At 27.2% G+C, this 13,944-nt stretch carries 5 protein-coding genes and 2 tRNA genes; 6 read left to right on the top strand and 1 reads right to left on the bottom strand.

Annotated features, from left to right (window positions below):
- Position 1: 1 nt before the first annotated feature.
- A complete protein-coding gene (locus UDIV_RS03430) occupies positions 2-9,952 on the bottom strand; it encodes a hypothetical protein (protein WP_038103343.1) in 9,951 nt (3,316 codons plus the stop codon).
- Between the two features lie 407 nt (positions 9,953-10,359).
- Between UDIV_RS03430 and UDIV_RS03425 the strand changes: the two genes are divergently transcribed.
- From UDIV_RS03425 to UDIV_RS03405, 6 genes are all read left to right on the top strand, one after another.
- On the top strand, positions 10,360-12,036 hold the full coding sequence (locus UDIV_RS03425) for an amino acid permease (RefSeq protein WP_038103341.1): 1,677 nt from the start codon (positions 10,360-10,362) through the stop codon (positions 12,034-12,036).
- Between the two features lie 39 nt (positions 12,037-12,075).
- Positions 12,076-12,222, top strand: a complete 147-nt coding sequence (gene rpmG, locus UDIV_RS04340) for a 50S ribosomal protein L33 (protein WP_081847833.1) — start codon at positions 12,076-12,078, stop codon at positions 12,220-12,222.
- A gap of 5 nt (positions 12,223-12,227) precedes the next feature.
- On the top strand, positions 12,228-12,710 hold the full coding sequence (gene secE, locus UDIV_RS03420) for a preprotein translocase subunit SecE (RefSeq protein ID WP_038103339.1): 483 nt from the start codon (positions 12,228-12,230) through the stop codon (positions 12,708-12,710).
- A 24-nt stretch (positions 12,711-12,734) separates the two neighbouring features.
- The gene (gene nusG / locus UDIV_RS03415) at positions 12,735-13,544 is read left to right on the top strand and encodes a transcription termination/antitermination protein NusG (protein ID WP_038103336.1); all 810 of its coding nucleotides are present in this window, start codon (positions 12,735-12,737) and stop codon (positions 13,542-13,544) included.
- A 152-nt stretch (positions 13,545-13,696) separates the two neighbouring features.
- Positions 13,697-13,773, top strand: a tRNA-Ile gene (locus tag UDIV_RS03410).
- Positions 13,774-13,775: 2 nt separating this feature from the next.
- Positions 13,776-13,851 (top strand) — tRNA-Ala (locus UDIV_RS03405).
- Positions 13,852-13,944 lie beyond the last annotated feature (93 nt).

Raw genomic sequence — 13,944 nt, 5'->3', positions numbered from 1 at the left:
ACTACATTTGTTTTTTGATAACTTGTGCTTTTTCAAGATTTAAATTAGCTGCATACTTACTTAGTGTTGGGCTGTTTAAATCATCAACTGATTTAGCTTCTAAATAATTTAGTTTAGATCTAGTACTTACAAAATCATTTAAATTATTATTAAAGTCATTTTTAACACTTACATGATCATTGCTATATGTTCTTATATCAATTACATAAACAAAATCATTTTCTTTATTAGTTGCTAATTTAAATACAAATGAGTCTTTGTATTCAGAAGTTAGATCTTCTATTTGTTGAACTTGTTTAACACTTCAAGTATTAAATTCATCTTTAAGTTCAACACTTTGTGCTGCTAAATCTTTAGGTGCATCAGTTTTAATATATTGATCTAATGCACTTAATGGGTTTTTAGAGTTAAAGACTGGAGATGAATTATCTACATATCCTTTAGAAGGATTATATAAACTTTCAGCAATAACAACTTTTGTTACATTACTAAACACTAAACTAGAGTTTGCTGAACGTAAAATGATTTCATTTCGTTCTTTGTTGTATTCTATTGAACGGTTGTTTTCAGATAATAATGATTCTAATTTTTGATCTTTAATCACTTTATCAATGAAATCGACTTTAAAGATTGATTGGTTGGCTTTAGTTTCTCTATCTAAATCTTCAAAACGAATGTTTTTAAGTTTTTCGTTTGTAGAAGCATCTGCTGCAGAGTTCTTAAATATATTTAATAAAATATTTCAAGTTTCAAATGGTGTTGCTTGTGTTTGTGATCACTCTACTACTTTAATATTAGGTAGATCATTTGGCATTGTGATTGTAGCAACTACTTTGTTATCTTTAATAACTTCTACAATTCTACGGTTTGGATTATTAGGATCAACTTTAGTTACATATTTAACATTAGGAGCGTTTAAATTAATCTTATTACCATCTAAAGTAACTTCATTAGGGTTAAGAGTTTCTGCAAGTGATGGATTAGCTCTTATAGCTTCTTCATATTGCTGTTGAGCTAATTTCTTTAAAGCATTAGCTGTTGCATTTGCAACTTTTTCATCAAGTGTAGATCCTTCTACATTTGTAAGATCATCATTACTTAAAGTAAATGGTGCTTCTTGAACAGATGGAGTAATTAATTTAACAACTTTAGTTTTATTAGTTGCTTTATCAACTCCAACTAAAGCTAAATTATTACCACCAAGTACAATTTCAACATTTGATGGGTCTTTAAAGTCTAATGAATTAACAATATTTGTTAAGTCATTATTATTAAATTCTGAAGTTTTCTTTAATAAGTATTTAGGTTCTTTTTGAAGAACTTGTTTAACTTCATTATAGAACTTAGTTAGGTTAGCAAATTTATGATCAACTAAATCTTTTTCTGTATAAGTTGTTCTATCAACAAAGTATAGATTATCTTCAGTAGTACCTGATTTAGAATCTTTGAATAAGAATGAGCCATCATCTTGTTTAGCAATAAATGAGAACTTCTTAGTGAATGGGTATCCATTAATTTCTAAGTCATTTGGTTCTAATTCATTTAATTTTTTAAGAATTAAATTACTTAAATCAAAGTTAGCTTCTACTGCTTCACCATATTTATATAATAGGTGTTGGCTTGTACCAATAGCATTTTCATTAGTTGCTGTTTTAATGATGTTACCGAAAATAAGAAGTACAGCTTGAGTGTCGCTTCCGATCATAATTCGGTTTGTATCTTTATCAAAGTAAACTAAGAAATCAGCTGGGTTTTGAGTAATTTTGTCTTTAGAAGCTTTGTCAACATTTGTGTTCGCCAATAGTTTTTGAATTATTGCATCATCTTTAATGTAGTTATATTTAACATTGTTGTCTGTACTTTTAGCTTTTAATTCTTCATATTTATGTTCAAAATCACTAACTTTTAAACCTTCTCTTAGTGTGTCTCGCGATCCATCATATGCATAAATATTAGGAATAGGTTTTTTAGTTTGTAGTGTAACTCTATTACTATTAGAGCCTGAAACTGTATATGAATATTGGTTTTTAGCAACATCTCTTGTTACTTCAATCTTAGCTTCATCAGCATTGATTTCAGTATGGAAAATTTTTCCATTACTATTTTTTAATAATTTAGTTAAAGTGTTATTTAAGATTTTTTCGGCATTAATTAAATCAGGTCCTGATAAACCAATACTTGAAGCCAATTGTTTAATAGTAGGTATAGGTAAGCTGTCTTTATCACCACTAAATACCTTAGGTAAATTGTGAATTACAATAACATGACCAAGTTTAGAAGTTTTATTTATACCTTTGATAACTATTGATGTTTTACCATCTTTTTCTACCTTAAATACTTTAGCTGTAGCTTTATCAATATTTCCATATAATGATGAGAATATTTCTTTAGATACTTCATCAGGAATTTGAGTTGCTTCAACGGTTTGTTCTTGAGCTGTTATCTTTTTGGCTCAAGTATCAAAATCAATTACTTCTACAATTTCTTCTTCAGCATTAAATTTCTCTCTACCAACGTGATAGATATAGTTATCAATAACTGTGAATTGAGCAATAGCACTTCCTGGTTTTGAAACTAAACTATTATTGGCAATACCAATATTAGTTACTTTAATTTCTTTACTATCTGACGGTTTTTCAACAGTAATTCCTTCTCATTTTAATTGATTAGTTGTATCGTTTTTAATCTTATCTAAAATGAAGTCCTGAGTACTCTTATCAGCCTTAACAATATCTTCAGTTGAATAAATCGTGTCAGCACCTATAACACGGTTTACATTATAGAATACAACTGTCTTCTTCTGAGTTTCATTCTTTAGAAGAATTTTATTTAAATCTAAATAATAATGAATCTTAATTGTGTCAGATTCTTTTAAGAAATCAGTAGGTAAACTATCATCATTAGCTAAGAATGATGTTTTTTTCATTTCAGATGTTAAGACCATATCATTTGTCTTATCAGTTATTAATTTAAGTAATTGATAAGTTTGATCTGGATCTTTACTAATTGCATTAATAACACTAAAACTGTCTTGTTCATGATCTTGCGGCAAGATAATGTTTACTGTAGCTTTATTTGCCGGATCAGTTGATGTAATTTTTAAAGTGTCATCATCATTAAATTTAAATGATACTTTATCTTTATTGAATTTAAATGATTCTTGCGAAGTAGTTCCCTTAGTACTAATAGTAAATTCATTACCACCAGTTGCTTTTTTCTTATAAAAATCTTCATAAGCTTTAACAACTGATGTTGTTTGATCTAATGCTTTAGCAATTTCATCAATAGTAGGTAGTTCGTTGATAACTTGATTATTGTTATCATAAGCTTTAATAATCTTAGGTAGGTTGTGTCCAACTAATAGTTGATCATTTGTACTAAAGATTAATTTATCACCTTCTAATTGAACATCTACTTCAGATAAATTCATATTTTCTGAATATTCATTAACAATTGAATTTAATTCTTTATTAGCAAGTTCAGTTAGTTTAGCTTTTTTATCATCTTTTGAATTTAGTGTTTCAATGTTCTCTTGATATTTCTTAATTTCAAATATTTCTAAATTAAGAGAAGCTGGGAAATCTAAATAATTTGTTTTTAAAATAATTACAAATGGTTGATCAATTTTACTTGAATCTTCAACTAAAATGTAACGACCTTCTTTAGTCGCTTTTATTTGGCTGTTATATTGGTAGATACCATCAATCTTAGTGTTAACACCGTTACCAATCTTTTTAACAAGTTTAGTTTCGAATAACTTAGCAATTGATTCGTTTGGATTGTTCTTTACAATTTGCTTGATAATATCATCTCTAGTAACATTAATAGTTCCTTCATTATCAACAACACGAGTTACATTAGTAATAATTAAAGCTTTAATTACTCTATTTTGATCATCAAATAAACGAAGAATAATTCTATCTTTGTCACTATGATTATTAGTTACTAATAAATGTTCTACACTAATCTTATTTAATTGTGTAAATACAGTACCTTCACCATATGCTTGTTTAATAGCTGATTGAACAATTTTATTTTTAAGGAATTGTTCTGTAATTTGTTTTTGTGGTCGTTTCTTAGTACTTGGATCTTCTTTGTTATCTTCGCTCTTATCTAACTGACTATCTGTTGTTAAATTTTTAATTTCTTTTAATAATTCATACTTATCTAAGAAGTTGAAATCACTACTAATAGTAGCTAGTTTATATTCTGGTAAGTAATCAAAATTATTAATTTCAAATAATTTATTGTTAGATCTATCAAAAACTTTAATTGATCTTGCAGATTTATCAATTTGAACTTGTGCATCAGCTCAAGCAACGTCTTGTCCAATTAATTTAATAGATGTATTTGAACTATTTCCTGAATCATCTAATTTATTCTTAACAGCGTTATTAAATCTTGTTTCTTCATCTCCAGTATATTTCAAGAAATCATAAACTGATGGAATGGCAATTTTTGAAGGGGCAACAACTTCTGGTAGGTTGTTGATTAAATAAACATTCTTAATAGTGTCCTTTGTATCAACTACTAAAATAACATTTTCATTACCATGTCTAATTGCTAAGAAAGTAGCATTTTCAGAAATGTTGTTTTGTTTAATCAACTCATTAGTTTCATCATATTTACTAGTTAATGAAGAATATGGTGTAGCAACTTGTTTTTTATCTTCTAACTCAGTATAGAAAGCTTTGAATTGTTCAGCATCAGTAACAAATCGTTTAGAGCTAATTAATTCAGTTGGTTTTAGATGGTATTTAGTTGTATCTTTAACTATTAATCGTTTATTGTTGTATGTGATTAAATAGAAATCACCAATTTGTTGTACTCTAGGATTAGAATCTGCTCCAAAATTAATTCCTGCAATTGCCGCTGCACTACCTGAAATAACATGTGCTTGAACTAATCTTAATGGACTTAAATCATATTTTAATAACTCAGTAGATTTAAATCAAGTTTCATTTGCATCATCAATACTAATTGTAGTTTGTGAAGGAATGTTTGTTAAAGCATACCCTTTGTTAAGAGTAGTATTAATTAATCATAAAACATTTTTATTAGTATCTAAATATACTCTATCAAAATTGTGTTCACCAATTTTTAGTTCAGGATATGAAGTAAGTACATCAGCTGATTTAATTGATTTCTGACCTTTTTGCTCTAATTCAGGTGCTTTTTGTACTGCATCTATAATCGCTTGTAATTTAGCCAAGTTTTCTGCTTTATCTAAAGGAATAATATTATCAATTGGTTGTGAATCTACACTACCAATCTTTGTACCATCTTGGATAATTAATTCAAGCTCACCACTTGCACTACCACTCATTTTAATTAAATTGATGTTTTTATTAGAGTCTAATCGATATGTATATCGAATAGTAGCTGGATCAAATTCTTTATCTGTAATTACAATCTTATTGTTTTTAATTTTAGTTTTTAAAGCTTCTGTAATTAATTGATCTTGAACATTAGTGTTAAATGTAGCTAAACTATTAACATAATCAATTGCTTCATATACATCTTTTCATTTAATACCTTCAGTTACATCGGTTGCAAAATCAGGTGATGATAAGAATAAGTAGTATTTTCGTTTATTATTTTCAGTTGCTTCAACAACGATCTTAATTCCAACTTTGAAGATTTTCTTTAAATCTTTACCAGCTAAAGTAGATTTAATGGCTTCAACATCAGGATTTTGAGCATAATTAGATATATCTTCTTTTTGATCAATAGTTTTTAGTTGATTAGAAACAAGATCTTTAAATTGATTAACATTATTAAAAATACGTGCATGAACTGCTTCATATTCTTCTAAGAAGACAACATTAATAACCTGATCACCAAATGTAATTCGTTTGTTCTGTGGATCATAGATCATTGTTTCGTTATCTTTAATAGAATAACCAAATGCTTTGTTATTTTTAACAATTTCACTTCGTTTATTTTGGAGAACAGATCGAATAGCTTTTAATGTATTTGCTTCATATTCATTTAAAATTTGTAATTCTGTGCTTAGGCTTGTTGCTGTATTTTCAAAAATCTCATAGTTTGAAATTACTTTAGGAACATTATAAACAACAACTATTTTTGTTGTAGATTTCTTTGTTCCGTCTTCAAAAATAATCAATTTACCTTGATCTTTATTTAATTCAACAGTTGTTTTACTTGTAACATTGAAGTTGTAATTTCTAAGGTTTTGGTCAACTCGTTTTTGTTCATTAATTAAACCTAGTATTAAATCTTGTTTTTCTTGTGGGTTTAATTTAGAGTTTTCAGCAAACCCTTGTCAGTATTTTAATGTATGTTCATATTCTGTTGGTTTTGTATAATCTGTACCAATAACATTAATGATTGGTTTATCATCAAAAATAGTAATTGATCCAAATGAGTTATCTACACCTTTATATAAACGAACAAATTCTCGCTTATCAGATTTATCAAAATCAAATTTAACTTGATGTTCATCTAATGTTAAATTGTTATTAACATTCTTTGTGTAGTTATATTGGAAATCAAATTTATTGGTTGTCTTATTAATATTATCTTTAATAGCTTTTTCTAGATTACCATCTGCAGCTACAACTTCTTCTAAAGTTGGTAAAGTTAAACCAATTTCAGCTGCTTTAGCAATATTTGGTATTTGTTGAATAGAAAGAATAGATAATATTGCTCTATTATTATCTGCATTTAATGGTCCAGATTTATTTTTTCTTAAACCAGCAATTACTAATTCTTTATTGCCATTTTTTTCAATAATAAATAGCTTAGTTGGATATGTATCATCGTTTAAATAATCTGGTTTAGTTTTTAAGAAGCTAAATCCTTCATCAGCAACGTCTGCTAATAATTTAGAAACTAATTTTGGAGCAACTAATTCAATTTCATTAATTGAAACACCATCTGCATATGTGCTTTTATCACCAATTAAATCATAAACAGCTTTTCATTGACTCATTGGTACTGTTTTACTATATAGTTCATAAGCACGTTTTGAATCAATATAGTTAACATTATCATAGATTTTAACTTTGTTATCTGGTGCTGAATTTTCTGTAACTTCGTATACAAAAGTTTTATAACGACGTTGTGCGTTATTTGGTCCATCATCTAAATTGTTTTTAACAGTTACAGTAGTAGTGTATTGTTTGCCACTATCTTTAGATAATTTATAGTTACCAAGAACTAGTTGACCGTTTGCTTTTGAAACAATATCTTCTATTAATGCTTTATTGTTATATTCATTTAATGAATTAGTACTATTATATTTACTTATCATTGCATCAACAATATTAGATGGGATGTCACTAATATTGTTTTTAGACATATTCTTGAATACATCTTGAACTAAAGTAAGCTTAGGTACATTAGTGAAAATAACCGCTTCTTGAATATTTGGGTCTTTAATGATGATTAGTCCTTCATCATAACGATATTCAATTGTACCTTGAGCAATTAAACCTGTATTAACTCTAATGAATTCATAATTTAATATTTGACTAGTTAAAACTTTTGCTTTTGGATTAGTAGTATCAGCAGCTAAACTATCATATAAAGCAAAGAATTCTAATGATTGGTTATCTAAAGGACTTCATTTAGCTTTTTTAACTTGCGGAATGATTCCATTAGGGTTAGAAGGTAAACCTTTATCGATTCTAATTTTTGTGAAAATAACATCAGTGCCACCATCTTGTTTCTTTAATTCAATTAGGTGTTTGTTCTTTTCAATGTCAAAGTCGATTCTAGCAGTTTTAGAGTTATCTTTTTGAGACGGATCAAAATCAAATTCATTACCATTAATGAATCCTTTTTTATCATCGCCTTGTTTTCTCTTTAATTGCTTATTTAAAATTTCAATATATAGTTCTTTTGACGATTTTGTATTATTTTTATCTTTTATTGAACTTTCAATTAGCTTATCAATACTTGCTTCAGTATCAAAATCATTAAAAGCCTCATTAGTAGTAATTACTCTTGGTAATCCATAAATAATTAATACTTTAGATGTCGGTGTTTCTCGATCTGTGTCAATAACAATAAATTTATCATTATTACTTCCATCAGATAGTTTTTGGATAAATCTTTTAATTTTAGCTTTTTCTTTATTAAAAATTTGTTGTTGCTGACTAGATGTATCTGTTTTGTCTCTGAAACCATCAACAAAATTACCAAGTTCACTTAACTTAACGTCTTTAACATTTAAATAAACAGTTACAACATTAGCCTCATTTTTTTCATATTCAACTTTGTTTTTGAATACTTCAATATCCCCGTTTGCACTATAAAACTTATTACGGTTTAACGCGTAAATAAATCTTTCAGTACCATCAGCTGCCGTTACTTTAACCTTAAAGACTTCAAACTTAGCGTTTTCATCATATAGCTTCTTATCTTCATCAGTTATTTCTTCTTTAGTTACATCACCTGAAACAAACACTGATCCAACTTGGTTATCTTTAGCTAAAGTTAATTTTTCAACTAATAAATCTTGAATAATTTTTTTGAACTCTTTATTATTGAATTCAGTTTTTTGAGCTACTTCATCAATTGAAATTAATGGTTTATTATGATTTTTATTAGTAGTATCAGTAAACTTCATTAATGAATCGATTGTAATGATGTTTGGAATATTTTCTAATACTAATACTTTACGAGCATAGTTAGAATCATCAACAATTACAAGTCGACTCTTAGCTGAGTCATAGTAAATCTTAGAAGCAATTGCAGAAATTTTATATTGAGCTAATAATGAGTTATAAAGTCTATTTTCAACAACACTACTTAATTGAATAGCATTATCTAATCCATTACCTTTAGTAGTAATTAATTCTAGGAAACGTGAGATTTCTTCTAGATCATAAGTATATGGATTTTGTGGGTCATTTTTAGCTTTTTCTACAGAACGATCATATTTAATATATTGATAACCAGTTTTAGATGGTGTAATCAACATTGTTTTGATACCATCATTAACTTCAATAGTTCCATCAACAATAACTTTAACTTTACCCTCTTTTTGAGTAATATTAGCTTTTACTAAGATATCATTGAACACCATTGATTTTTGACTATTTCTAATCTTTTGGAAAATAGCTTCAGCATAGTCAAAATTAGCAGCTTCAACTTCTTGATAAGTTGGCAGCTCAGCTTGTAAGTCATCATATTTATAAACAATAGGTAATTTATCAATTACAAATGTAACATTTTGTAAATTTTTATCTATACCATTAACAATAATTAATTGTTCATTATTAACAGTTAATTTAGCAAGAGAAATATTGCTTAATGCTGGTTCATTTAAACTTTGAATAAATGTTCTAATCTTAATAAAAGTGCTTTCATTAAGTTTATGAAAACTATTTTCTTTTAAAGTTTCTAAGAAGTTAGTATAGTCTTGTAAGTGAGTATATTGGTAAACACCATTTTCATCTAATGTTTCAAAAGCGTGTCCAATCGGAATTTTTCTTGTATAATATCTTGCATTATCAAACAAGGTTTTAGTTTCACTAGAACCGTTTTTCTTAATCTTTAATGAACCATTATTTTGATCTGGTTCACCTTCAATAACTCAACCAGTAGCAGTACTATAAACAGTTCCACTTATAGTAACGCCTTTGTCTAAAGCTTCCTGTACTGTCGCTTTAATATTAAAGTTATTTCTAACTAAATCAAAAATAGTATAGAAAGTGTCTGTTGTTTTAACTGTACCAACATTAGAATCATCAGCATTGTTATATACAATCTCTGCTGAATTAAATTCTAATAAATCGCCAACATTTGGCTTAGTAACAGCATGTAACAAAGAGTTTAAAGTTTTTGAGTCTTCGTTTTTGTTTGACAACTCATTACCTAACACTCCAGCAACAGCACCAGCTGCTGCTAAACCAATAACTCCAACAACTGTATTAATAGTTTGTTTTTTTGTTAATTTTGGTTTTTTATTACGGTTGTTCATAATTTCTGCACTTTCTCATACTAATAAACCGTTTTTTAGGCTATTTTGCTTTCGAAACGGTTTTTAATAGTGATTATTTATAAAATTCTTTCTAATATTCTAACATTTATAAGCTTTTTCTTGTTCTCTTTTTGGGACAAAATCTAATTTATAAAGTCTATTTTAGAAAATGTTTAAATTATTAAAAAATATTTATTAAGTAGCAAGTTACTAACATACTAAATGTTTAAAATCTTATTTAACTATTCTAAAATACTAAATTTGTCTTTGATTTTGTCTCTTAATTAAGACAAAAATCAAAAATTAGCAAAAACTAATTTATTATGTGTTAAAGTAATTAATTATTAATATTTTTAAATAATTAGTAAATAACAATATTAAAAGAATAGAAGGAAAGGAGTGATTATATGAAAGTTACAACAAAGAAAGCAAAACAAATTGGTTTCTTTGCAGCTGTTAGTATGTTAATTGGATCTGTTGTTGGAATTGGCATCTTCTTTAAAAACAACTCTATATTTAAAATTAATAGCTTTAATGAAATTGGAGTAATAGTTTCTTGAATAGTAGCTGCTTTTATAGCTATTGCCACAGCTATTAGTTTTGCAATCTTTGGTTTTAGTAAAAAGCAAGGAGCTGGTCTATCTGGTTCGCTTGAAATTTTTAAATATAAAAAGTTTGCAAGATTTATTGCTATTGCTCAACCTTGTTTTTATAATGCTGCTCTTTTACCTTCACTTTGTTTCTTTGGAGCAGAAGCTTTTTTTAAAGTGATCTTAGCTCCAAATGAAACTCCTCCTATTTGGTTATTATTTGTTACTACTTTTATTATTTTTATATTATTTATTGTTATTAACTTAATATCTATTAAAATAGCTGCTACTTTACAAATCATCTCTACTATTCTTAAGTTCTTACCAATTATTGTCTTTGGTATTGTAGGAATAGTATTAGGAATTAAGAATTGAAACTATTCATTAGCTAGTGTTGCTGTTAATGATCAAATAATAACAAGCTCAAATGCTGTTTATACTAAAGGAAACTTTAGTTTTACTAATATACTAACTGCTTTGCCATCAATTTTATTTGCTTATGATTCATTCTTAAATATTGGCAATATCCAACACCGAATCAAAAACGGATCTAAAAGAATTTCTTGAATCTTAGTGTTTGGTATAGTTTGCGTTGCTTTCTTTTATTTATTATTAACAATTGGGCAAATCTTTGTATCAGAAGGAACAGTTTTTGGAGTAATTAATAAAGCTTGAAATTATGATCCTAACATCATTAAAGCAGTTACTTTAACAGTTGATATTATTATCTTAATCTCAATCTTAGGAGTAGTTAACTCTTTTGTTTTAGTTGATATTAATGCTAATCAATATCTTATTAATCAAAAGATTATATTTACTTCTTATTGATTATCTAAAATAGCTAATAATAAGAATCAATATCTAAAAGGAGCTGTTTCTTCTTTTATCTCTTTTTCTTTCTTTTTTATAATTCATTCAATAGTTGGTATTATCCAAAATACTGATGCTTATGTAGATCTAATGTCTAATTTCTCTAGTGTCTTTTTCTTTTTAGTATATGGATTAATTATTATTTGTGCACTACACAATGCTACAAAAAGAAATAGATATTATAAGAAATATCCATTTGCTAAAGAATTATCATTAAGTAATAGAAATTATAGTTTTAGTTTATTTAATAAAAAAGAAGAATTATTAATAAGAAAACAAAGGATTAGTTTACCAGCTAAAAACTTTGTTGATCTTCAAACTAAACCTTGACATTATTTAGTTTGAACTGTAGCTATAGTTGGTTGTTGCTTTGTTTTCTTATACCAACTATTTTATGGATTTACAATTCAAACTTGATTAGATCCATATAATAAAACAATGTTTGGTTTTGGATTATATTATGATAATAATGTAACAGTTAGTCCTTGAGTAGCTAGTTTAATTTTCTTTATCTTTATTACTATTTTTATAGTTACTCCATTCTTTAATGATTCAATTATTAAACTTATTCATACTAAAAACCTAACATTAACTAAAGAAATAAAGACTAGTTTATTAGTTTAATGTTGTATTAAATATTAAAAAACAATATAATTTATAAATATGGTTAAAAAAATAATCTTAGTTTGCGAGGTTTGTACTAGTCGTAATTATCAAACCCAGCGTAATAAATTTGCAATCAACCGTCTTGTCTTAAACAAATATTGTAAAAAGTGCAATCAAAGCACCACTCACAAGGAAACTAAGTAAGTGTTATGGCAAAAGATAAATCAAAGTACTTAACTTACCAGGACAAAGAGTTTGAACGCAACCAAATATTAGAAGAACAACGTAAAAAAGAGCTCAAAGAACAAGCCAACGTTGTTTTTTTAGCTTTACAAAAACAAAAAAGAATTTATCAACTAGCAAAAAAAGATTATAAAACCAACTTAAGGCACATCAAATCAAAATTAACTACAGTTCAACAAAAAGCTTATCTTAAACAATCTAAAATGATTCTTAAAAAGATGCGTTTTGATTATAAAAAAGCTGTCTTTGAGTATGAACTTAATTATGAGCGTGGATCATATAAAATTAAACGATGATATTATGGTTTACAAAAAGAAGTTAAAAGAACATCTTGAGCAAGTGCAAAATCAGTTATTACAAGTTTATTTGTAGTTATTATAATCGTTGTTTTATTAGCAGCAATCTTCTTTGGAATCGATTCTGCATTCATTAAATTATCAGCAAAATAAAATATCTAATAAGGAGTCTATTATATGGCATTTAAAATCAAAGATTTAGACCAAAGGTTATTAAATGATTTAGGTCTTAATGAAAATAAACATCATTTTCAATGATACATTATCACTGTTGTAAGTGGTAATGAAAACAAAGTTATTGAAAACTTAAAAGATAAGATTAATGGTTATGGTATGGGTGATAAATTAGCTGATATCAAAATCATTAAGGAAAAAAACAAAAAAGTAGAACTTTATGATCCAACTGATGCCCCTAAATTAATGCGTAATCGCGACAATGTTAAATGAGAAACAGTTGTTGTTGAAGGGGTTACTAAATACCGTTGTACAAAAATTAAAGAAGGAAACAAATTTAATGGTTATGTTTTCATTAAAGTGGATATGACTGAACAAATTTGATTCTTAATTAGAAATACACAAATGGTAACAGGGATTGTTGGTTCATCTGGTAAAAATGTTAAACCAATTCCAGTTAGTGAAGAACAAATTCTTCAAATGATTGAAAAAGCTAATCGTGAACGAGCTAATGTTAGTTTAGATGATGATACAAGCAATCATGTTGTACTTAAAGATCAAAACGATTTTGAACCTGAAGAAGAAACAAAACCAAAACCATCAACTAACTTTAAAGTTAACCAAAATGTTAAAATTATTGGTAACCAATTTTATGGTGAAATTGCTAACATCACTAATATTAACGAAACTAAAGGAACTGCTATGGTTGAATTCGAATTCTTTGGTAGAATCCAAGCTCTAGAATTTGATTTTAATGATTTAGAACTATATGATGGTTCTGATAGCTATTCTGATGAAGATAGTGACTACTAATAAATAGACTACTAATATAAAAGATAATTTATTTTCTGATTTTAATCCAATGATATATAAAATCAACCATTAAATACAATTTGTTTGTATTGTTTTTACTTTTTTTGTAGAAAAATATAGCAAAAAAAGTTATAATTATATGGTTGATGTATGGAAGTATAGCTCAGTTGGTTAGAGCACACCCCTGATAAGGGTGAGGTCGGTGGTTCAAGTCCACTTATTTCCACCATTGGGGACGTAGCTCAATTGATAGAGCACCTGATTTGCACTCAGGAGGTCGTGGGTTTGACCCCCATCGTCTCCACCATTTACAAATTCTAAACGACCTTATGGTCGTTTTTCTTTTCTCTAATTTTAATTATTCAAAGATACAGCTATGGTTTTATAGTTGTATCTTTTT

Source organism: Ureaplasma diversum NCTC 246 (assembly GCF_000731915.1).
GTDB lineage: Bacteria > Bacillota_I > Bacilli_A > Mycoplasmatales > Mycoplasmoidaceae > Ureaplasma > Ureaplasma diversum.
The sequence above is the reverse complement of the archived record's forward strand: the minus strand, read 5'-3'. Positions and strand labels throughout refer to the sequence as shown.